Below are 21,661 nucleotides of genomic sequence, written 5' to 3'. Positions count from 1 at the left end.
AGGTGAACTAGATGAGCAACATGAACAAAGTGTTGAAGCTGCAGCAGCTGTCCGACGAGGAACCCGAAGACTACGCGCCTACCTGGACGAGCCAGGTGAGCATCGGGAATTGTCCCCACGCTGACCGCTGCAATTGACCTTCCATAATCCGGACACTAAATGGAATGCCCGGGGCCTCTCAATTGTCCGCGGTGCCCCGGTCATTCCATTGACTCGGCAAGCGTCCCGCGAAGACGCTAATGGTCGACGGCGGCCTGGACTTGAAATGGCCGAAACTGGACGACAACAACCCGTCGCCTTTCCTCAAACACGACTCCCTCCGAGCAGCGAAAAGGAGGATGTGATGACCGACACCGAAGTCGAAGCGGCGGAGGAGCTTTCCGCCCCCGTCACAATCGGGGTCGAAGCCTATCTATCCGAGGACTACGCCCGCGCCGAGCGTGACAAGCTGTGGCGCAAGGTGTGGCAACAGGTCGGCCGGGTCGAAGAGCTGCCCGAGGTGGGCAGTTATCTGACCTACAACATTCTTGACGACTCGATCATCGTGGTGCGCACCGGCGCCGACGAATTTCACGCTCATCACAACGTCTGCATGCACCGCGGCCGGCGGTTGATCGACATACCCGAGGGCGCCAAGAGCGCCTACGGACGAATCCGCAAGGCGTTCGTCTGCGGCTTCCACGGCTGGAGCTACGGCCTGGACGGGGCATGCACCCACATCCGCGAAAAGCGGGACTGGCAGGGCGCACTGACGCCGGAAAATACTCACCTGCAACCAGTTCGGGTCGATACCTGGGGCGGTTGGTTGTGGATCAACATGGATCCGGACTGCGAGCCGCTGGCCGACTACCTGTTTCCCGCCGCAAAGGTCTTAGACCCGTTCGGACTGGAGAACATGCGCTGCAAATGGCGCAAGTGGCTGTCCTTCGATTGCAACTGGAAGGTCGCTCTGGAGGCCTTCAACGAGAACTACCACGTCTTCACAACGCATCCGGAGTTCAACAAATTCGGCGAATTCAAAGGTTGGGCCAAAGCTCAGGGCAAACACAGCAACATCGGCTACGTCGTGCCAGAGGACATGGCAGCCACCAAATCCGGCATCGGTGTCGATCTGCGTGTGTTGGCCGCGGAGCAGCAGGTCTACACCATGGAGAAGGCCAACGCCACCACCACCGAGACGCTGGTGAACGCCGCGAAGCGGCTAGTCGACGAATTACCTGAGGGGACACCGGCCGAGAAGGTTCTTGAGCACTGGCTGGCATCAGCGCGCCGCGACGACGAAGCGCGCGGCGTGATCTGGCCGACGATTCCGGCCGACATCCGCCGGCAGGCCGGCACCGCATGGCAGATCTTCCCGAACTTCCAGATCGGGCAGGGCCCGATCAGCGCGCTGTGCTACGGCGCCCGCCCACACCCCAGCTACAACCCTGACAAGTGCATCGTCGAGGTGTCAGTTTTCGAGCTGTACCCGAAAGGTGAACAGCCGCAGACCGAATGGGAGTACACGCCGGTCGGTGACCCGCGGTGGCTTTCGGTGCTGCCACAGGACTTCTCCAACATGGCCGCCGTACAGCAGGGCATGAAGTCCCTGGGATTCCCCGGCACCAAGCCCAATCCATACTGCGAACGCAGCACCGTGAACTTGCACTTCCAGTTGGCGAAGTACATGGGCACAGGTGAACCGAGGGAGCTCTAGTGCCGATCGCAACCGCTGCGCTCGCGCTGGGCGCGACGTCACCAGCTTGATCGGCCCAGGGCACGCTGCACATTCGTGACCTGGATGATGTGGGCATCCAGATGGCGCGAAAGACTCTCTACCAAGATTCGAGGCCGACCACGTCCCGTCTCACGTGCTGGACGAGAGCGAAGCGCTGCTACGCATTCGGGTGGCCAGCACAATGAACTTGGTTGCCGCCTTTCCGTTTTGCGGCATACATCGCCGTATCGGCGGCCTGGACTACTTCGTTCAGAAGCACATCGTGGTCAGCTGGGGTGGCCTCATCGAGTAGCACGCACACAGCTCCGATACTGGCGGTAATCCCCGCAGGAATGGCGGCGATGGCTGAACACAGTCGCACAGCCAGCGCTTCGGCGGTGCAAGTCGGGGCGGTGGTGGCCAGAAGGAACTCTTCTCCACCACTGCGTGCGATCACCGCGTGAGGATCATCATCGGCGGCGAACGCCAGAGCCCGGGCCGTGTGGACCAGCGCCTGATCGCCCGCGGTGTGGCCGTGAGTGTCGTTGACGAGTTTGAAATTGTCCAGGTCGATCAACATGATGATCAGATAGGTCGCGTTGTTCGGGCGTGTTTGGATCATCCCCAAGGCTTTGCGGTGGAAGGCGCGACGGTTGAGCAAACCAGTGAGCGGGTCGGTGTCGGCGCGCAGCAGATCTCGGGCCAGGGCGCGAACCAAGATTTGCCCACCCAGTGGTAAGGCGATGTTGACCTCAACCACGAGCCACCAATCCACCACTGCGAGAGCGGGATGCCCGGTAATAGTCAGTGAGACAGCTTGGATGGTGGCCACCGCGGCGGCTACGCCGAAGTTGTAGAGCACCCATCCGGTGCTGTGGAAGAACGCGACGTAGGCTCCGCTGGTAGCAAAGGCAATGCAGCCGATCATGGCGGCGAGAGGATCCGGGTGGGCTAGACAGGCCAATGCGATCGAGGCGTTGATAACGACGACAAAGGCGAGCGACTGAGTGCGGGTCGGCCAACGCCAGACGAACAACACTGTCCCGGACAGTCCGCCAACCACGGCCACCCACGTCATCAGCACCGGAAGGGGCTCACGGGGACCGTCGTGACCCGTCAGCAAGATGATCAAGCAGGCAACGAATGACGCGACCAGGAAGGCCATCACGGCGCGAGTGAGCGCGTCCATTTTGCGGGCTGCCAGGTAGCCCGACAGCCAGTCATAGTGATCGTCCTGCCACCACTGACGAACAACGAATGCCACCGTCGGGGTCCCCCAAGCTACGCTGATTGGCTAAGCCTAGCTGCGCAGAGATTGCGGTCGGCAACGACTCGCTAACCTAGTCTGACGGCCCCGAAAATTTTTTCGACCCAAGGCACCGGCATAGTTGCCAGCCCATGCGGAGGCCGGCGTCGCGAGATGACTCGCGAAGGCCTAGATCAGAGAGGGCCGGAAAAGCCGCCGAAGGTGAGAACCTACATACATTTACGGTTCCTGCTGAAGTCTTTCGATATGCGGAAAACGTGCTTGGCGATTTAATGCCCTTCGCAATCAAATACTCTTGCGAGTGAACTGATGATCTGCCGACTCAGCGAAGAGCCTTCGCGGCTCGTGTCCGTGAACTGAGTGTAGTTGCTGTGAGAATCAGCCCTCGGTGCGTGTGTAGTAGTCCGTCTCTGACTACGTATCTCGTGCGTGGGAAATGCGTGACTGCTGGCAACCCCAGACACCAATTCGAGTAGTGAACTACGCATGGCCGCGGCGTCCACTGGTGTCAGAGTTGCCCTTGTCGCGTATGGCCGGCATCTGAGCACGACCGGTCACGGCGATGCACAGCCAACGAATGGATCGCGCTGCTGAGGGGACTGTGCCAGGACAGCTGTCCGATAACCCGGACGATGCACGAACAAAAGGATGGGCATCCGATGCACGCAACCAAGCTCTCCAAGCAGATCGATCCTCCGGACAATCCATGGGATCCGGGAACTCCGTTGCGGCCCTTCGTCACCCCTTTGGCGGTGCTACACCCCGTCAAGATGGGCGACGCGATCTCGATCGACATCGCGGCGACGACCGCGCTGATTCATCCGGACCTGCCCGAAATCGCGGCGTGGGGCTACGGCGTGCCGGGCGGGGTGACATCCCCTGGGCCACTTCTGGAAGCCGATGCCGGCAATGCCACCACTGTGACGTGGCGGAATCGTCTGGACGCCAGTCTGTACCAGCGCGATCCGAACCGACCGGTACCAACCCTGCCGTTCAGCACGGCCGTCGTCGATGACCCCGATGGAGACAACGACTCGGTCCAGAATTACCTCGGGAGTGAGGGAGGTGTGCCCGAGAAGATGCCGTCGGCGCCATTGGGCTGGACCAGCACGCATCTTCACGGTGGTCATTCGGCCTCTGATGCCGACGGCTGGCCGGAGAACATGATACCCGCTGGCGGCCAACAGGTGTCGTTCTACGCCAATACCTACGACAATGTCGACATCGCGCTGGGCAAGGTCGGAGCGCTGCTGTGGTATCACGACCACGCGATGAACGGAACCCGCTACCACGTGTATTCGGGTCTGGCCGGCGGCTACATCCTGCGCGATCAGGCCGAGCGCGACCTGGGTCTGCCGACCACTCCCGAAGAAGGCGAGATCGTGGCGATAATCCAGGACCGCAACATCGACGCCGTAGACGGGCAGATTAGGTTCCTGCACAAGACCACTCCGGATACCGGCGAGTTTTTCGGGCCGCTTACCTTGGTGAACGGAAAGCTGTGGCCACAGCTTTCGCTCCGGCCGGCCACCTTCCGGCTGCGAATGCTCAACGGGTCCAATGCCCGTGCCTACCGGCTGCACTTGGTGACTGTCGATCCTCCGTCGATCGGGGACCAACCGCCAGAGGTCAGGGTGCACCACGATGTGCTGCGGATCATCGGCTCCGACGGCGGACTGCTGTGGAAGGCGGCCAAGGTAGCCCCGAGGTCGGCACTGACGTTGGCTCCGGCCGAGCGGCTCGATGTGCTGGTCGACCTGTCCGGGTTCGCCCCGGGTACACAGGTGTATTTGATCAACTCCGCGGAGGCACCGTTCGGAGGCGGAAAGGTCCCGACCGCCGCGCAGCTGAACAGCCTGTGGCACAAGGGCGATCGTCCTGGCCGTAATCCGTTTCCGTGGGTGCTGCGCCTCGACGTCGATCCAGACGCCGAGTTGCGCGGTATGGATCAGCCGGCGAGCGCGTTCGACGGCGTCGAGCTCAACGCCGCATTCCGGCGCACGGTGCATGGTCTGACCGCGCACCCGGCCCATGACGCCGCGCCCGAGATCTCAATCGAGGGACACGAGCACCACCTGATCCTGTTGGCCGAAACCGATCCGCCGGGGCACCTCTACGTCCAGGAGCTTGTCGAGGATGCCAACGGCGACATCGCCTTACGGCTGCCCACTGACACCGAAACCAAGAAATACCGCGTCGACGGGTGGATGGTCGGGGACCAGACATCTTCGGAGACACGGGTTGCGTTTGACGACCACGTCGGCATACGACCCCAACTCGGTCAGTGGCAGGTCTTCCGGTTCGTCAACACCACAGGTGACACTCACCCGCTGCACATCCACCAGTCCCAGTTCCAGCCGCTGGGGTCCGCGGCAGGTCAGATCGCATATGCCGACGCCCTGGGCAACAACATTTACGACCCGGCATCCCGGACCGCCACCGCCCCGCTGCTGCCCCTGCCGGACCCGGGCCGCAGCTACGACACTGCGGAAATCACCGGTTGGAAAGACACCATCCGGGTCGATCCGGGCAACGTGGTGAGCGTGGCCATCAGGTTCGACGTCCCAGGCCGCTACGTCTACCACTGCCACGTCCTGGAGCACGAGGACACCCAGATGATGCGGCCGATCGTCGTGACCGTGGTGCCCATGGACGACGGCGCACCGATGCAGATGTGAGCTCACCGCCGATCGGCGACCCGACGAGCTGAACCTCTGGGCCTGTGTCGACACGGACACCAATGCCGGGTTGCACCCGCCCCCGCAACCAGAGACCCGGAACGAGAAAGGAATTCGCCATGGCGAACAAGTGGAAGCTCATCAGTGGGGTGCCAGCGGGGCTGACCCCTGACACGATGCTGCTGCTGTCCGACGGATCGGTGCTTGTTCACAACACCGGTGGTGCCGAGTGGTGGCGGCTGACGCCCGACGGCGCGGGTCAGTACGACACCGGCGCGTGGGCCGGCCCCTTCAAGATGGCCAACACCAGGCAATTTTTCGCCTCCGGGGTGCTCAGGGACGGTCGCGTGTTCGCGATCGGCGGGGAATACTCCGACGCGGGCAACGACACCCCGCTGGCCGAGATCTTCGATCCGTTGACCAACACGTGGTCGTCCATGAACAAGCCGAGCCCGGCCTTCGACGCGATCAATGGCGACGTGTCCGCCTGCATCCTGGCCGACGGACGCGTTCTGTGCGGCGGGCTCACCAGCAACGTATCGGCGATCTGGGATCCCGTGCTCGACACGTGGACGGTAGCGGGAACCGCGTTCGGCACCGCTGCGACGACCAAAGACGAAGGCAGCGACGAGGAGACGTGGACGCTGTTGCCGGACGGCACCGTGTTGACGGTCGACATCGCGGCCCCACCCCGGACCCAGAAATACGATCCCGGCAGTGATACGTGGGTTCCGGCCGACTCGTCTCCGGCCACACTCACGCAGCAGCTAGCGCTCATGAGTCTTCAGAACAACGCCACCCCGCCGGTCAGCGTCAACATCAGCGAGATCGGTCCCGCGGTCGTGTTGCCCAACGGGCACCTGTTCGCGATCGGTGCGACGGGGCACACCGCGCTGTACATACCTCCGGGGAGTCCAACCCAACCCGGGTCGTGGACCGCCGGACCGGACCTCCCGCCCGACACCAGCGGCAATAACTTCAACAGCCCCAACGGCAACATCCAAACGGCGATCGACGCGCCCTGCGTTCTGCTGCCGGGCGGCAAGGTTCTGTTGGTAGCCGGGAACACGGTGGCCGAGAAGAACGCGACCCAATTCTGGTCGAACCCCTCGATCGTGTACGTCTACGACCCCGCGACCAACGCGACGCCGGTAGCGCTCGACAAGCAGCCCTCCAACAACACGACTGACACGTGGCAGACACGGTTTTTGTTGCTGCCGACGGGACAGGTCCTGTTCAGCTCCGAAGAGGCGGGGAAGCTGAGCCTACTGACTCCCGACGCGGCGCTGGTCGCGCCTGACCCCAGCTGGCGGCCGACGATCACGTCCTGTCCGACGTCGATGGCGGTCGGGCACCATTACAAGCTTCACGGAACGCAGCTCAACGGCCTCTCCCAAGCGTGTGCGTACGGTGATGACGCCCAGATGGCCACCAACTTCCCGATAGTTCAGCTGACCATGGGCGCCTCCGTCCACTACGTACGCAGCTTCGACTTCTCGACGCTCGGAATAGCCACCGGCGCCGCCGTCCACAGCACGCTGATTGACATTCCGGCGTCCTTGCCCACCGGCTCTTATGAGTTGCGCGTGATCGCCAACGGAATTCCGTCCGATCCGGTCACTGTCACCGTTGCAACGCAATTGCCACAGATCGCGGTTGCTCTTGAGGACGATCTCGACTTCGCTACGGTGTGCGCCGGCAGCCGGGCCTATCGGACGCTGACGGTATTCAACGTTGGCAACGCCGACCTGATCGTCGATACGGTATCGAACATCGCTGGGTCTGGTGATTTCACCGTCTTGCCGAATCCCGTGACGCCGTTGACGATCGAGTCGGGCGACGAGGTTGACTTCACTATCGAGTTCACGCCGACAACGTCGGCTTTTGAAACGGCGACGATCCGGATCACCAGCAACGACCCCGTTACGCCGAATCTCGATGTGGACGCCACCGGTACCGGTGGCGCGCCTGCCCTTGAGCTCGCTTTCCCGGGTGCCGGGCAATTCGGGAAAGCCTGTCTGGGCTCATTCGTGGACCGCGGCCTCGTACTGAACAATCGCGGGCCGTGCGATTTGCAGATCCTGGCGGTCAGCTCGTCGTCGCCAGACTTCGTTCCTCCCGGGGTTTTTTCTTATCCTCTCGTCGTTGCCCCCGGCGATTCCATCGAGTTGCCGATTCGCTTCCAGCCGACAACCTTCGGGTCGAAATCGTCAACGATCTCGGTTCTGAGCAACGACCCGACCGGGCCCAAAACCGTGGTGGTGTCGGGCACAGCGCCCGCGCCGCGGTTGACTCTGATGGTCCCTGGCGCTGGAGATTTCGGTGAGGTTCGCCTGGGCAAGTTCACCGACCTGGACCTCGTCATCAGCAACCAAGGGCCATGTCAGCTGACCATCACCGGCATTGTCTCGTCCGCGCCGACCTTTGTCCCACCACAGGTAGCCAGCTTGCCGCTGACGGTCGAGGGCGGTGGCTCCGTCGAGGTCCCGATCCGCTTTCAGCCGACACATCGAGGAGCCGCAGCTGCGACACTGACGATCTTCAGCAATGATCCGAGCAGCCCGGCCGTCGTGGGTGTCAGCGGTACCGGCTGGCCGCCTCTGCCGGTGGCGGGCACCGCTCTCGAAGGCTTCCGGCTCAGCAATGACAGTCAACATGTCTTCTTCACCGGCACCGACAAGTTCCTGCACGAGCTCGATATCGCGGCTGGCTCCGTGTGGGCGGACCACGATCTGACCACCTTGGCCAGTGCGGTGCCTCCTATCCCGACCACAGCCCTGGCCGGCTTCCGGCTCAGCGACGACAGCAAGCACGTGTTCTTCATCGGCACCGACGGCGACGTCTATGAGTATTACTTCACCGTCGCCGAAGGCTGGGTCTACAACGACGTAACCGCACTAGCGCGCGCCGTGACGCCTGCTGTCACCAGCGAACTGACCGGCCACGCACTCGGTGACGACAGCAAGCACGTGTTCTTTGTTGGCACCGACAGCCATGTGCACGAGCTCTTCATCGGCTCCAATGGGCGCTGGGCGGACAACGACCTGACGGCTCTGGCCGGCGGAGCGACGCCCCGTCCGACCACGGCGCTGAGCAGCCACCGGCTCGGCGACGACAGTCAGCATGTGTTCTTCATCGGGACCGACAATCATGTGCACGAGCTCTTCATCGGCTCCGGTGCCGGCGCGAGCTGGGCGGACAACGACCTGACCGCTCTGGCCGGCGCGATGCCACCCAATCCGGCCACGGCGCTGACCAGCTACCGGCTCGGTGACGACAGTCAGCATGTGTTCTTCATCGGGACCGACAATCATGTGCACGAGCTCTTCATCGGCTCCGGTGCCGGCGCGAGCTGGGCGGACAACGACCTGACCGCTCTGGCTGGCGCCGTGATATCCACGCCGGGCACCGCCCTGACCGGGTTCCCGCTCGGCAATGGCAGTCAGCATGTGTTCTTCATCGGTGCCGACAGTCACGTGCACGAGCTCGACATCGACTCCGGCGGGAGTTGGGCGGACCACGACCTGACCACCCTCGCCGGCGCGGTGCCACCCATCCCCGCCACCGGCCTGACCGGCTACCCGCTGGGCAACGACAGCAAGCATGTGTTCTTCATCGGCGCCGGCCATCACATCCATGAGCTCTTCTTCACCGCCGGTCCGGGGTGGGTCGACAACGATCTGACGGCGCTCACATAGCGGGTCCATGCCGGCAACAACGGAGAGCGCGTTTCGGCCATGGCGAACCGCCAAGTGCGGATGTGACCTGTCCCGGGAGTTCTCCCAAAACCGCTGTGGCGCAAGGCGCAACGCAACGTCTTCGTTCTCGGTCCAAAGGTGGCCGGGCATTCTGAAAGCGCACGCACCAAAACCGAACCGGTACAACGCCCTACGTCCGTGGTGGAGTACAGCACTACGCATGGTGTCGCGCTGGACCGGTGGCAACATCTGTCATAGGCGGCGGTGCAGGATCCGCCGACACGCGGTAAGGGGGCACCATGGCGGCCAAGCAGACCGAGAAGGCCGGCGCGCGAGGTGGGCGCAGCCCTGTGAAGAAAGCAGTGAAGACGGCGCGACCGAAACCAGCGAAACCCGCTGTGCCGGCACCGAAGTCCGGAGTTCTGCCGCCACGATTCAAGCAGATGGTCGCCGCGGCTGCCGAGGCGATGGTTTCCGACCTGCCGCAGCCAGCTCCCGGGGAAGTCATCAATCTCGGGCCAATCGCCGGGACCGGCACGCCGACCGGCGTGATCGGCGCGGGCGGTACCGACCTTTGCGAGATCGCACCGAGCGGTCAGGTCGCCCTTGCCGGTGACACGTTTGCCGGTCAGGGCGTGGGTATCGGGGAGTGGAGCCGGTCGATGGGCCTGCATGTGCGGCCCGGCAGCCTCAACAGCGCCCACATCGAATTCGACTTCGCGTTCGGCAAGAGCAGCACCCTGTACGCCGAAACCTGGCCGCATGTCGACGGGGGCAGCCAGCTGCCGGCCGGCACGGTGCAGGTGTTCGGGATCGACTACGCGCTGGTGACCCGGACGGCGAACCTCATTCCCTCCGATACGCGCCTTGTGCGCATCAACGCCACGCAGGGGTGCTGGGCCAGCGTGCCTGGCTCCTGGCGGGCCGCCGACTGGCAGAGCGGCAACCAAACCCAGATCAGCGGCTACCAGGATGGCAACTGGGTCTACATCATCGCCGACGGGTTCGCCCGCGATCACCAACTCTGGCTGTATCGCTGTCCGGCGACCGCGTTCACCGACCGCAACACCTGGCACGCGTGGGGCATGATCGGCGACGGGCCGGATTGGGGCTGGGATCAGGCCCCGAGTCCGCTCAACAGTGACCTGTTCGGCGAGGTGAGTCTGCGCCTGATCGAGGGCAAGGCGGTGTTGACGGGATTCAACGCGACAACCCTCTGCGTCGAGGCCCGGGTGGCCGACGATGTGACGCAGGTGGCGGCGCCGTGGACCCCGATGACGACGATCGCGACCCAGGACAGCGTGGCGCAAAACTACGGCGGTTACATCGTTCCCGGCTCCACGCTCGACCAGATGGTCATATTGGTCAGCCAATGGCACACTGCCACCGGTAACCCTTATCGGGTGTTGCAATTCGTCGCCAACCTCAATCGCTGACCACTGTCGCCATGTGCGCGTCGATGGTTGCCGGGGTGGTCGACCGCCAGCTGCTCGCTATCGTTCGGGCACTAGAGCGGCAAGCAGCATCTGGAGCAGCCACTGCTCATACTGCGCGGTAGTCCAGTGCCAGTCGTTGGTCAGCATGAGGTAGACGTCGCTGCTGGTCAAGGTCCACAGAATCGCAGCGGCGTCTTCAACTGTCTTCGAGTCTTTCAACGGGCCGTTGTCGGCCAGCCATTCGGCCACCGTTGTCATGGAGGTTCGGCGTTGACGCAGATTCAAGTCCGCCCACAGCCCTTCGATTTCAGGTTCGACGGCTGCGGCTGCCTGGACAAGTGCGCTATAGGGCGCCACCCGTGCCAACTGCTTGGTGATGCCAATGCTGAACAGCTCCAACTGTTCTCGTTGATCACTGCATTGCCGAACCGCTTCAGGTTCCGGGCGATCGAGAACTGCGATGTCTTCGTCGTCGCCGCCGATGACGTAGTCCATGACCTCTTTCAAGATCCCGCGCTTACTGCCGAAGAGTCGGAAGATGAGGTCATTCGAGACACCTGAAGACTGGGCAATCTCGGCCGTCGTGGTGCGAACGTAGCCGTTGGCCAGGAACAGTTGTGCTGCCGTGTCCACGATCCGCCGACGGCGCTCGACGGCAACGGCTCGGCGTTTGGACGAGTCGTAGCGGCGCGTATTGACAGGTTCGGTCACGGCCGGTAATCATAGCTCCATATTAAGTCTAGTCAGACTAGAACGAATATGTGGAGGATGCGATGAGCACGTTCTATCGACTGGCATACGCGACAGGATTCACTCCGTGGGAGCGTGCAGGCGAAGCCGAGAGCGGCAAGCTGGCCGAGTTGTTCGACCGAGAGGAAGCCGAGCGCGGAGGGCCGGGCAAGGCACTCGATTTGGGCTGTGGCTCAGGAAGATACGCCGCCGAACTGGCAATCAGGGGCTGGGCGGTCACCGGCGTCGAATTCATCCCGCAGGCTGTTACGCGGGCACGGCGCCGCATCGAGGAGCTGGGACTGTCAGTGCCGATCGTCAAGGCCGATGTCACGCGCCTCGGACCTGACCAGCTCGGCGCTGGATACGATTTCTTCCTCGATGTCGGGTGCTATCACGGCCTCGACCCCGCTCAGCGACTGAGCATGGCGCAGGGCGTCACGTCGTTGGCGGCATCTGGCGCCACCCTGTTGATGTTGGCCTTTTCGCTTGCCGCTCTACCGCGGCCCTTTCCTCGTGGCTCCAATCGGCATGAGCTCGAAGGTGTTTTCGCCGGTTGGGCGGTCACCGACGTCGAGCCGGCGTCGACCCAGGGAATGCCGAAACCGCTAAGCAAGGCCGCGCCGAATTGGTACCGGCTCCGTTATGCCTCTTAGGGCCGGCATGGACTCGTTGACGTGTATGCCCTTGCGCAGCTGAGGTTTACGGTCCGAGACGCGTCCAGCGTCCATCAGAAGCAGTCAGTGGCCGGCTGTGCCGAGCGTTCTGGAGCCCCAGGAATATTGCGCGCCGTGTGGGAGTTGGCCTAGGCGATGATCCGGCGAGCGGCGCTGGGCGGGGCCAGGGAGCGAATTTCGTGGATTACAAGTCGGTCTCCAAGGACGTGATCGGCCACCTGTACAAGGCACACCACGCCATTCGTGTCTCGGAGGTCGAGGAGGCGCTGGTCGCATTGGCCGAACTCCGTGTTGCCCAGCTGGTCGGATGTGCATACTGCTGCGCCTTTCACGCGGGGGAGTTGCGGCAGATGGGTGTGGATCAGTCTGTCATCGACAAGATTCCAGGCTGGCGCCATTCGTCGGCGTTTGATGCCAAGCAGCTGCTGGTCCTGGAATGGACTGAGGCGTTGACCACCTCGTGCGGGGACCTCGAAGATCTGCGGGCGCGGCTGGCCGCGGTGTTTTCGGAGAGGGATTTGGTCGACCTCACCGCGAGCATCAGCTTGATGAATGCGCTGACCCGGTTACGTATTGCGTTGGGCGAGAAGGTCTGACCGCTACGTGGCGAGCGCGGGTGTGGGCTGCACCCGCACAAGCTGTGGTCGGCGGCCCAGGCTCCTTCCAGATAGACTGTGTGACAATGTAATCCATGAGCACGCAAGTTCCGCGGTACCGATCGTCGGGCCGCGGCGTGGTAGTGGCCCAAGCTGTCATTTGGCCGGGGCCCGCCGATCCGCCACTGCAGACAAGGGACGAATCGTGATCCGTGCGATCAGGCGGCGGAACTTGATGCTCGGGTTACCTCTGCTGGCAGGCGTCTTCGCGGCGCCCAGGGCGTTGTCGGCACCGCTGTCGTTGGCCGGTGTCGAACAGCTGCACGGGGGCCGTCTCGGTGTATTCGCGCTGGACACTGGGTCGGGGCGGACGCTGGAATGGCGTGCCGACGAGCGGTTTCTCATGTGCAGCACCTTCAAAGGGCTGTTGGCAGGACAGATACTGGCGCGCATCGATTCAGGTCGGGAACAACTCGATCGCATTGTTCCCTACACCCGACAAGACCTTCTCTTCACCTCGCCGGTGACCCAAGCCAACGCTGCGTATGGAGCGTTACCCGTCGGCACGCTGCTACAAGCGATCCTTGAGCAGAGTGACAATACGGCGGCTGTGTTGTTGATGCGCGGCGCCGGCGGTCCTGCTGGCCTGACCCAATTCGTGCGCGAATTGGGTGACAACGTGACCCGCTCTGATCGCTAAGAGCCTGAGTCGAATCGAGCCGACGGTGCGCTCGACACCACGTCGCCGCGCGCAATCGTGATGACCGCACAGCGGCTGTTGCTGGGTGACGTGCTCACTGCGACGTCTCAGGCCATCCTGGAACACGGGATGGCGAACTGCACGCCTGGTCTCAACCGCCTACGCGCGGCATTGCCCGAGGGCTGGCAAGGTGCTGACCGACCTGGCACCAACGTCGAAAACGAGACCAACGACTATCTACTGGCCCGTCCAGCCGAGCGGCCGCCCCTTCTGGTGGCCGCGTACTACGACGCCCCAGGCAAACCCTCCGATGAGCGGGAAGCGGTTCTGCGGGAAGCAGGTCGGTTATTCGTGCAATGGGCCACAAGCTCATGACCGACCGATATCGGCCCTTTACGGCGAACGATCTGGTAGTCCAACACATGCCCGCTGCGAAATGGCTTGGCGGCTAAGGGTGGAAGCCCTCCTAGTGAGGCTGAGCTCGCCGATGGACTCGACAGCCACCGGCAGTGGCATGACGAGGTGTACAGCATGCTTACCGTGATCGGCAACTCGGTCGACAGAAGCTGATGTGTTCCCCAGTGATTCACCGCGTGGTGACGATGCCGTCGACAAGGAGGTCAAACATGCGGTGCGCTTGCGCGCTCGACGTGCTGGTCAGCACAACACCGACCATGCTCGACACTACGTCGTCGGCCAGGATGTCTGCGCGCAGACTGCCGTCGGATGCTCCTGCAGTCAGGAGCGCTGCGACGGCGGCGGTGAGGTTGGCCCGGGTGTCGACGGCCGCCACCTTGCCCGACTCGACCATGGCATGAAGCGATTCGGCCATACCCTGCTTCGTGGCGACAAACTCGGCGTAACGCGACAACCATCGGCGCAGAGCGGCTTGTGGCGGATGACGAGCGAGCAGTCGGGGCGCGGCTGCGCACACCTCGGCTAGTTCGGCGCGGTACACCGCCTCGACAAGAGCGTCGCGAGTCGGAAAGTGCCGATACAAGGTTCCGATGCCGACGCCGGCCGATCGGGCGATTGCCTCCAACGTGGGCGCGCCGTCACCAGCGGAGTAGGCCGCAGTGGCGGCTGCCAAAAGCCGGTCGCGGTTGCGGCGGGCATCGGAGCGAGTCGATGTCACCAAAGCGGAGGAACCTCCGATACTGATAGTCTCATCCTTAAGCGGAGGGGCCTCCGCAACAACCATTATTCCCTAGGAGATACATGGTTCACGATCGGCAGCCAGGTGGTCCTGGCCGAATTGCGACTCACACCGTCGCCAGGGTCGGGTATGGCGCAATGGGGATTGGGCGCGGAGCGGTTGAGGACGCGGTCGCACTGCTTCGGCGAGCGATCGACCTTGGCGTCAACCACGTCGACACCGCCTCGTTCTACGACGATGGCGAGGTCAACCGCCGCATCCGGCAGGCGTTGTCTCCGTACGCGGACGGGTTGGTCGTCGTCAGCAAGGTCGGTGCCCGCTCAGTACCAGGTGCGCCGTCGTTGACCCTCGCGCAGAAGCCAGCAGAGTTACGCGTCGCGGTCGAACGGGATCTCGTACAACTAGGTCTGGAGCAGGTGTCCGTGGTGAACCTCCGGCGCGCCGACATTGCCCCGGGCTTGATCGCCGAAGGAGATCAAGCCGTCGATCTCGACGACCAACTTGCGGAAATGATCGCCCTGCGTGACGAGGGCAAGATCGGCGCCATCGGTCTGAGCCACGTTGACGCCGCGACGTTGATACGCGCACTGCCCGCAGACATCGTGTGCGTACAAAACGCCTACAGCCTGCTCGACCGCCGACACGAAGATGTTCTGCAGCTGTGCCTGGACCGTGGTATCGCCTGGGTGCCCTTCTTTCCCCTCGGATCATCGTTTGCCAGCTTCCCCAAGGTCGCCGACAATGACGTCGTCAAGCAAGTCGCGGCAGATTCCGGGGCCACCGCCGCTCAAGTCGGGCTCGCTTGGTTGTTGGCACACGCCGCCAATACGCTGCTGATCCCCGGCACCCGATCGATCACCCATCTTGAAGAGAATGTGGCGACAGGCGGAATCTCGTTGAGTGCTGCGCAGCTCGCCCAGCTCGAAGCCGTATCCGACCAAGCCACGGACCCTCGCTGAACAACGAACGTCGTTAGTACAGAGCACGTTCCGACTACGCGGCACAGATGGCAGGCATGACGCACTCGAGGCCGAGAACGCCCGGCTCAAGAAGATCGACGCCGATCGCGTTGTGGACGTCTTGGATCGCCTCGAGCTCACCCATGGGGCGCCGCACTACGTGCGTTTCGACAACGGGCCCGAGCCCGTCGCTCACGCCGTCGCCGATTGATGCCGATTCGACATGTCGGCGTCTTCGCCCGGCCGAGATCGGCGACTCTGCTGATCGCGTCGTAGTCGTAGACCCAGTTCGCTTGAATACCAACGGCGTTAGGATCGCAAATTTGCCGCAAGCGGTAGATTGCGTCTCGCTTGATCTACGACCAGCGCGCAGGAAGGTGGTAGGTTTTACCCCGCTCTCGCGCAGCGAGCTGCACCTTGCTAGTACGTGAGATACGTTCATTCTCGTAAAGTCTCAAAGCGGTCGTCGGATCGGGATATCTGCCGAGGAGTTTGCCAAGGACGTATGCGTCTTCTATCGCCATTGAAGCGCCTTGAGACAGGAACGGAAGCATTGGATGGGCGGCATCGCCGAGTAATGTGAGTCGGCCTTTGCCCCACTGGGACATGGGATCCCGATCGAATAAGCACCAAGCGAAGATCTCAGAGGGATCGGACATCTTGAACAGTCGGATGAGATCTTCATTCCATCCGTCGAAAGCCTCCAACAATGCCGCTTGGCTGCTCGGCACCGTCCACGATTCCTCTACCCAATCACTGCTCTCTCTGACTGCAACGATGTTGACCATGGAACCACCGCGACAGTAGGTCGTACGGAGACGTGTCTACTCGCGGGCAGTGGGGCGGATCGGTACTCATTGTCACCGAAAACGCAGATCCTCGTAATAAGGGGCTTTATGCTGCGATCCCTCAGTTGGGCAACGGGTTCGGTATCCTCTTCGCCAACGGTTCGTTCCTGTTCCTGACGCTGGGATTCCCAGACGCTTTCCTTACCTGGGCATGGCGAGTTCCATTCTTGATCAGCGTGATCCTGGTGGTAATCGCCATCTACATGCACTTCCGTGTCGAAGACAGTGAAGAGTTCGTGCGGGCACGCGCCAAGGTCCCGGCCGCGACTAGTGCGCCGTTGCTGGCCGTACTGCGCCGCTATCCCATCGAGATCCTCTTGGCCGGTGCCGCATTCATGATCGTCAACGCGGGCTACTACATTGCGTCGACCTACGGTCTGTCGTACGGCACGACTGTCCTCGGCTTGAGGCGCGAGACCATTCTCGTCGGCATCGTAGCTTCGGCGGCGGCGTCGATCCCGGTCACTCTCCTTGCGGGCTACATCTCGGACCGTGTCGGTAGAGGACGCGTCTTCATCACCGGTGCTGTCCTCCACCTGCTGTGGGTGTTCCCCTTCTTCTGGCTGTTCAACTCCAAATCTAGTGTGGCTATGGGGATTGCGCTCATTGTCAGTCAAGTCACCCTCAACACGATGTACGGTCCGCTAGCAGCAATGTTCGCCGAGCTGTTCGCGCCCGAAGTACGCTACAGCGGTATGTCGCTCGCCTATCAGTTCGGCGCAGTCCTCGGCGGAGGCTTCGCCCCCACAATCTGTGCAGCACTGTTCGAGACGTTCCAGACATCCGCGGCGATCTCCACGTACTGGGCCGTTGTTGGTGCGGTCTCTCTCGTGGCGATCTCGATTCTCACGGCCAGGCAACGCCGGATGGCCGCACAGCTGGCCCTTTGAGAATGTTCCTACCATCTGCGGGCTGACAGGGATGCAGCCTCGTCAGCCCGCAGTGGTCAACACCCGGATTTTGATGCACACCGAACAGGTGAACTGCGCCCGTCAGTTCGGGGTGAGCAGAACTTTGAGGGCTCCGGTAGTGGCGGCGTCGGCGAATTCTGTATAAGCGGTCTCGAATTCGTCAAAGTGGTAGCGATGCGTGACCATGGCGGAGGTATCGAGTTTGTGCGCGGCGACCAGGTCGACAAGGTCCGGCGTCGAATAGGTGTCGACCAGACCTGTGGTGATGGTGAGGTTCTTGATCCAGATGTCCTCGAGATGAAGTGTTGCGGGCCCACCGTGCACCCCGATATTGGCGATGTGTCCACCCGGGCGGACCAGTCGCACGGCGAGTTCGAAGGTTGCGGCGGTTCCGACCGCTTCCATTGCCACGTCTGCACCCGCGCCGCTTGTCAAGTCCGCGATGGCCGCCAGCGGGTCTTGCCGGCTTGGATTGATGACGACATCCGCTCCGAACTTGCGCGCAGCCTCCAGCCGAGTGTCGGCCAGGTCTATGGCTACGACGTGGCTCGGGCTGAACAACTGGGACGTCATGATGGCTGCCAGGCCGATCGGTCCAGCACCCACAACGGCGACGGTGTCCGCCGGTCGGACCCTGCCGTTGATGGCCCCGACTTCGTACCCCGTCGGGAGCAGATCCGCCAGCGTGATCATGTTCTCATCGTCCACGCCATCGGGAACCTTGTGTGTCGAGTTGTCCGCGAATGGAACTCGTACGAACTCGGCCTGGGTACCGTCGATCCGGTTCCCCAGGATCCATCCGCCTCCGCCCGTGCACTGGCCATAGCTGGCGCGACGGCAGTATCGACAGCTTCCGCACGAACTGATGCAGGAGACCAAGACCCGGTCGCCGATTGCGAGCCGACGCACGTTTGATCCGATGGCGGTCACGGTTCCCACCGCCTCGTGGCCGAGGATTCGCCCTGTGTCCACGGTAGGGACATGGCCACGCAGGATGTGCAGGTCGGTCCCGCAGATTGTGACGGCGTCGACCCGAATGATCGCGTCAGCCGGATCGATGAGTTCGGCATCCGGTACGTCTTCCCAGGAGGCCTTTCCACCGCCGTGGTAAACCATTGCTTTCATTGCTGTCTTCCTCAGTTCAGGTGAGCTTGGTCAGTTGGTCGAGGACATGTTCGGGTGACGCCGTCGCGGGAATGGAGGTGACCAATACATCGGCCGCCGGGACGGCGCGGGCGTCCTCCGCATCGCCGGTCCAGAACTCGGGTCCGAGCACACCGATGTTGGGATTGCCTGCAGCCGTCTCGATTCCGTCGACGTTCCACATCGCCAGCGTCCAGTCGAAGTGCGAGGCCACGTTGGCCACGGCGGAGTAGGGCGCCAGGAATTCTGAGAACGGGGCATCGCGGGCATCGAGCAGTGTCAGGGCGATCGGAAGCGTTCCGAGCTGCCCCAGCCATTCAGCGATGTACACCGACGCACTGTCGGCCCGGTCGGCGTCGACTGCATCCAATGGATTGCCGGCCATCAGGTGCGCCGAGGCGAGCCAGGATGCCGGCGACGGAAGATGCAGGAGCAACTGGCGCCGTGCTGTCTTCGCCACCGTCTCGAGCGTCTCCCGACACGCTGACAGGACCTCGGCATTCGTTAGCAGGGTCCGTAATGGATAACCGGTGCGGGTGCGTGCGCCCATCGCCGCGACGAGGTCGGGGCGTGCGCCGGTGTGCGCGGTGAGCAGCCGTTGGACGTCGACCCAGAGTGCATCTGGATCGAGTAGAGCCCTCACTTGTTCGAAATGTCCGACCGCCAAGGCGGTCTCGGTCCACGGAATCGGCGTGCCCTGGCGTACCACCGCGGTGGAGTACTCGGCATCGTCGATCAGTAGTGGCCGGCGTCGCCCGCTCGGCGTGTCCGCCATCAACGATTTCACACTCATGGAAGTGCCTTTCTGGGCTGGTGGCGGCCCCAGGACAATCCGGGGCCGCCATCGATCTCAGGTGAGTCGTGCGACCTGCTCGCCGTGCTTGGCTTCGAGTTCGGCGATGCGGGCTTCGAGCTTGCCGATCTTGACTTCGCGGCGGTCCGGAACCATCACGATCGGAAGCTCGGCCAGGGGTGCGCATACCCGCTCTGGACCGTCGATCGAGTACACGGTCGCGGTGATGTCGGGGTTGTCCTCGGTCCAGGTTCCCCACGAGCCGTAGTACGGCAGGTCTTTCGGTGGTTCGGGAGTAACGAACTCCTGGCAGAACTCGGCGAACGGCTTTCCCCGTCGCAGCCGGTCCTTGCGCGCAGCGGCGCGTGCCGCCTCGGTGCCGGCGACGTCGAGACGAAATGTCGTGGGCTCGTATCGGACTCCGAAGATGTCTTCGGCGACCTTCTGGCTGATCCGCCCGAGCTCGGCGTCGCGGACCACGGCCTCCGGCGAGCGCTCCAACGGATCGCCGTAACCACCGCCTGCGCCCTGGCTGATCATGTAGAGCTCGCCGTCCTTGGCCAGGTCGAACTGCAGACCCATGTGATACGTGGAGTAGCGGCCGTCGGGGAAGGGCCGCTCGTTCATGACCTTCTCGATCGACAGGTCGAACGTCTTGTTGTCCCGCCGAAAATGTTCGTAGACGTTGGTGCCCTTGACCATCGCCAACGGGTAGGTGCCGCAGCCGTATCCGCCGTACATGCCGTAGATCGACGAGAACTTGGCGCCCGAGGTAACCGTCATGAATCCCCACTGCGGTGTGCCCTCGGCGGCCACGATCATTTCGTAGCCCATTCCGCCGGTGAACTTGCCGAAGCCCATGTTGTCGCGCACCAGCCGCTTGGCGACCAGCTGCATGAACGGCACTTCCTCCTCCATCACCTCCTGCTCGGCCGTGTCGGCCATCGCGCAGAACAGCGGGGAAACAGCGTCTTCGCCGTCCCGGAACGGCTTCGCGCCGCCCGGCATCCCGTTGAGATCGGCGCACAGGTTGCCCACCATGTCGCCATGCTGGGTGATGCCGCCCCACAGGAACGTGTTGATCTGGTTGAACCAGTTGGCCACCACGTTGGAGTACTTGTGCGGAGTGGAGAACGACATCCGGCTGTAGAGCGCCTGCATGCAGGAGAAGCCGCGGAACGAGGCCTGCAGTGACTGACCCATCGGGGCGTCGTACGACGCGTCCGCCCAGGTGCCTTCGTCGGAGATGATGTCGATGCAACTCATCGCTGCCGTGCACCGCGGCAAGTCCGGCCACCAGAACGCCAGGATAGCCTGCATCATCATCGATTTCACCGAACACAGCGGTGAGTTGATGGCGCGGTTGAGGATCTCCGGGCCCGTTCCGCGCAGATCCACGGTCATGTGATCGCCCTTGACCGTGATCTTGCACGCGAACTTGATGAGGATGTTCTCCTTGAGTGTGCTGTCCATGAACTGGTCGAAACGGTATGTCCCGTCGGGCAGTTCGGCGATGCGACGGCGAACCTCGGCGTCGACGTCCTCGACCGTGGTGCGCAGCGCGGCCACGAAGGTGTCGACGCCCACCTCGTCGATCACCTTGTCGATACGCTCCATGATCTTACGGACCGCGGTGATCTTCACCTTCAGGTCGGCCAGCTGAAGTTTCGGGTCGCGAACCGAATGCTGAAGGAATGTCAGGAGATCCCGGCGCAACTCGCCGCGCTCGACGATCTTGAACGGGCTCATCCGCAGTCCGTCGTCGAACGCCGTCTCCGAACCTGATGGCATGCCACCGGGTTCGCATGCCCCGTTCTCGCCTTCGTGGATGGTGGCTGCCACCCATGCGATGATCTCGCCGTCACGGATGATCGGCATGATCATCGATTGGTCGGTGTTGTGCACGTTGCCGAACCGGGCATCGTTGTGGATGAAGCCGTCGCCGGGGTTGATCCCGACGGTCGGCTCGTCCTTCCAGTACTTCATGATGTACCGGATCGGGTGGTGCAGGATCGCGCTGAACGCGATGACACCGTGGCACGACAGGTAGGAAACATCGCCGGAGGCCGTGTAGATGGCGGTGGTCAGGTCACCCCATTTGGCCCCGGGTGCCGCGCCCTGTGCCTCGCACATCTCGTAGCCTTCATCGAGGGCGCCGGCGATGCGCTTGCGAATGCGCTCCACCTGGAGCCGGTCCACGCCGGCGGCGATCGCCACCTCCTCGTGCAGCGAGCGTTCCGAGATGCTGTGGCTACGCATGATTCCCGGGTCGGGTCCGAGGAACAGCGTGGTCTCGTCCATGAACTGGTCGACCCACTGCTGTTCCTCCGCGGTGAGCTTGCCGGCCGGTCGTTCGTTGACTGTGGTCATATCG

18 protein-coding genes and 1 pseudogene are annotated in these 21,661 nt (G+C 62.9%); 12 read left to right on the top strand and 7 right to left on the bottom strand.

Annotation, left to right across the window (positions count from 1 at the left end; all coding sequences use genetic code 11):
* The first annotated feature begins 11 nt into the window (after positions 1–11).
* Positions 12–137: a class III lanthipeptide gene (locus tag RMCB_RS36275; RefSeq protein ID WP_201028275.1), complete on the top strand. Its 126-nt coding sequence runs from the start codon at positions 12–14 to the stop codon at positions 135–137.
* A 206-nt stretch (positions 138–343) separates the two neighbouring features.
* On the top strand, positions 344–1,696 hold the full coding sequence (locus RMCB_RS11495) for an aromatic ring-hydroxylating oxygenase subunit alpha (protein WP_062828864.1): 1,353 nt from the start codon (positions 344–346) through the stop codon (positions 1,694–1,696).
* Between the two features lie 178 nt (positions 1,697–1,874).
* Here RMCB_RS11495 and RMCB_RS11490 read toward each other — a convergent pair whose 3' ends face one another.
* A complete protein-coding gene (locus tag RMCB_RS11490) occupies positions 1,875–2,960 on the bottom strand; it encodes a GGDEF domain-containing protein (RefSeq protein ID WP_062828863.1) in 1,086 nt (361 codons plus the stop codon).
* Between the two features lie 662 nt (positions 2,961–3,622).
* Between RMCB_RS11490 and RMCB_RS11485 the strand changes: the two genes are divergently transcribed.
* The 3 genes from RMCB_RS11485 (at position 3,623) to RMCB_RS11475 (ending at position 10,775) form a co-directional block, all read left to right on the top strand.
* Complete coding sequence (locus RMCB_RS11485; protein ID WP_165606277.1) at positions 3,623–5,641, top strand: multicopper oxidase family protein; 2,019 nt, start codon at positions 3,623–3,625, stop codon at positions 5,639–5,641.
* 119 nt (positions 5,642–5,760) lie between these two features.
* Positions 5,761–9,339: a choice-of-anchor D domain-containing protein gene (locus RMCB_RS11480; protein ID WP_062828861.1), complete on the top strand. Its 3,579-nt coding sequence runs from the start codon at positions 5,761–5,763 to the stop codon at positions 9,337–9,339.
* Positions 9,340–9,638: 299 nt separating this feature from the next.
* Positions 9,639–10,775, top strand: a complete 1,137-nt coding sequence (locus RMCB_RS11475; RefSeq protein WP_062828860.1) for a DUF4185 domain-containing protein — start codon at positions 9,639–9,641, stop codon at positions 10,773–10,775.
* Between the two features lie 57 nt (positions 10,776–10,832).
* On the opposite strand, the gene RMCB_RS11470 is transcribed toward RMCB_RS11475, so the two are convergent.
* On the bottom strand, positions 10,833–11,486 hold the full coding sequence (locus RMCB_RS11470) for a TetR/AcrR family transcriptional regulator (protein WP_062828859.1): 654 nt from the start codon (positions 11,484–11,486) through the stop codon (positions 10,833–10,835).
* A gap of 62 nt (positions 11,487–11,548) precedes the next feature.
* On the opposite strand from RMCB_RS11470, the gene RMCB_RS11465 reads away from it, so the two are divergent.
* The 4 genes from RMCB_RS11465 (at position 11,549) to RMCB_RS36265 (ending at position 13,852) form a co-directional block, all read left to right on the top strand.
* Positions 11,549–12,160, top strand: a complete 612-nt coding sequence (locus RMCB_RS11465; protein WP_063979605.1) for a class I SAM-dependent methyltransferase — start codon at positions 11,549–11,551, stop codon at positions 12,158–12,160.
* Positions 12,161–12,360: 200 nt separating this feature from the next.
* Complete coding sequence (locus RMCB_RS11460; protein WP_062828857.1) at positions 12,361–12,777, top strand: carboxymuconolactone decarboxylase family protein; 417 nt, start codon at positions 12,361–12,363, stop codon at positions 12,775–12,777.
* A gap of 205 nt (positions 12,778–12,982) precedes the next feature.
* Positions 12,983–13,477: a serine hydrolase gene (locus RMCB_RS36270; RefSeq protein WP_201028274.1), complete on the top strand. Its 495-nt coding sequence runs from the start codon at positions 12,983–12,985 to the stop codon at positions 13,475–13,477.
* A gap of 60 nt (positions 13,478–13,537) precedes the next feature.
* Positions 13,538–13,852, top strand: a complete 315-nt coding sequence (locus RMCB_RS36265; RefSeq protein WP_201028273.1) for a serine hydrolase — start codon at positions 13,538–13,540, stop codon at positions 13,850–13,852.
* Positions 13,853–14,063: 211 nt separating this feature from the next.
* On the opposite strand, the gene RMCB_RS11450 is transcribed toward RMCB_RS36265, so the two are convergent.
* A complete protein-coding gene (locus tag RMCB_RS11450; protein WP_234792071.1) occupies positions 14,064–14,612 on the bottom strand; it encodes a TetR/AcrR family transcriptional regulator in 549 nt (182 codons plus the stop codon).
* A gap of 83 nt (positions 14,613–14,695) precedes the next feature.
* Here RMCB_RS11450 and RMCB_RS11445 point away from each other — a divergent pair, with 83 nt between their 5' ends.
* Together RMCB_RS11445 and RMCB_RS11440 are read left to right on the top strand one after the other, a co-directional pair.
* Positions 14,696–15,592 (top strand): aldo/keto reductase, encoded by an 897-nt coding sequence (locus tag RMCB_RS11445; protein WP_062828855.1) that lies wholly within the window; start codon positions 14,696–14,698, stop codon positions 15,590–15,592.
* 88 nt (positions 15,593–15,680) lie between these two features.
* A pseudogene (locus RMCB_RS11440) lies at positions 15,681–15,800 on the top strand (IS3-like element ISMyma8 family transposase); the annotation flags it as partial.
* Positions 15,801–15,948: 148 nt separating this feature from the next.
* On the opposite strand, the gene RMCB_RS11435 reads toward RMCB_RS11440, so the two are convergent.
* A complete protein-coding gene (locus RMCB_RS11435) occupies positions 15,949–16,380 on the bottom strand; it encodes an FAD-dependent monooxygenase (protein WP_072278450.1) in 432 nt (143 codons plus the stop codon).
* 32 nt (positions 16,381–16,412) lie between these two features.
* On the opposite strand from RMCB_RS11435, the gene RMCB_RS11430 reads away from it, so the two are divergent.
* Complete coding sequence (locus tag RMCB_RS11430) at positions 16,413–17,330, top strand: MFS transporter (RefSeq protein WP_072278449.1); 918 nt, start codon at positions 16,413–16,415, stop codon at positions 17,328–17,330.
* 102 nt (positions 17,331–17,432) lie between these two features.
* Here the strand turns inward: RMCB_RS11430 and RMCB_RS11425 are convergent, their stop codons facing one another.
* From RMCB_RS11425 to RMCB_RS11415, 3 genes are read right to left on the bottom strand one after another with little or no spacing between them, the layout of a single operon-like run.
* Positions 17,433–18,476, bottom strand: coding sequence for a zinc-dependent alcohol dehydrogenase family protein (locus RMCB_RS11425; RefSeq protein ID WP_062828853.1), 1,044 nt, complete (start codon positions 18,474–18,476; stop codon positions 17,433–17,435).
* Positions 18,477–18,492: 16 nt separating this feature from the next.
* A complete protein-coding gene (locus RMCB_RS11420) occupies positions 18,493–19,287 on the bottom strand; it encodes a hypothetical protein (protein WP_062828852.1) in 795 nt (264 codons plus the stop codon).
* 57 nt (positions 19,288–19,344) lie between these two features.
* Complete coding sequence (locus RMCB_RS11415; RefSeq protein WP_062828851.1) at positions 19,345–21,657, bottom strand: hydantoinase B/oxoprolinase family protein; 2,313 nt, start codon at positions 21,655–21,657, stop codon at positions 19,345–19,347.
* Positions 21,658–21,661: the final 4 nt, after the last annotated feature.

Origin of the sequence: Mycolicibacterium brisbanense, assembly GCF_001570425.1 — a bacterium.
GTDB classification, from domain to species: Bacteria; Actinomycetota; Actinomycetes; order Mycobacteriales; family Mycobacteriaceae; genus Mycobacterium; species Mycobacterium brisbanense.
Note: the sequence above shows the minus strand (reverse complement) of the source record. Positions and strands in the feature narration are given on the sequence as shown.

What these genes read in the sequence shown, in the direction of transcription:
- RMCB_RS11420 (WP_062828852.1), bottom strand. Translation starts at nt 19,287, where the DNA reads ATGAGTGTGAAATCGTTGATGGCGGACACGCCGAGCGGGCGACGCCGG.
- RMCB_RS11425 (WP_062828853.1), bottom strand. Translation starts at nt 18,476, where the DNA reads ATGAAAGCAATGGTTTACCACGGCGGTGGAAAGGCCTCCTGGGAAGAC.
- RMCB_RS11480 (WP_062828861.1), top strand. Translation starts at nt 5,761, where the DNA reads ATGGCGAACAAGTGGAAGCTCATCAGTGGGGTGCCAGCGGGGCTGACC.
- RMCB_RS11495 (WP_062828864.1), top strand. Translation starts at nt 344, where the DNA reads ATGACCGACACCGAAGTCGAAGCGGCGGAGGAGCTTTCCGCCCCCGTC.
- RMCB_RS11475 (WP_062828860.1), top strand. Translation starts at nt 9,639, where the DNA reads ATGGCGGCCAAGCAGACCGAGAAGGCCGGCGCGCGAGGTGGGCGCAGC.
- RMCB_RS11415 (WP_062828851.1), bottom strand. Translation starts at nt 21,657, where the DNA reads ATGACCACAGTCAACGAACGACCGGCCGGCAAGCTCACCGCGGAGGAA.
- RMCB_RS11465 (WP_063979605.1), top strand. Translation starts at nt 11,549, where the DNA reads ATGAGCACGTTCTATCGACTGGCATACGCGACAGGATTCACTCCGTGG.
- RMCB_RS11445 (WP_062828855.1), top strand. Translation starts at nt 14,696, where the DNA reads ATGGTTCACGATCGGCAGCCAGGTGGTCCTGGCCGAATTGCGACTCAC.
- RMCB_RS36265 (WP_201028273.1), top strand. Translation starts at nt 13,538, where the DNA reads ATGACCGCACAGCGGCTGTTGCTGGGTGACGTGCTCACTGCGACGTCT.
- RMCB_RS11485 (WP_165606277.1), top strand. Translation starts at nt 3,623, where the DNA reads ATGCACGCAACCAAGCTCTCCAAGCAGATCGATCCTCCGGACAATCCA.
- RMCB_RS11435 (WP_072278450.1), bottom strand. Translation starts at nt 16,380, where the DNA reads ATGGTCAACATCGTTGCAGTCAGAGAGAGCAGTGATTGGGTAGAGGAA.
- RMCB_RS36275 (WP_201028275.1), top strand. Translation starts at nt 12, where the DNA reads ATGAGCAACATGAACAAAGTGTTGAAGCTGCAGCAGCTGTCCGACGAG.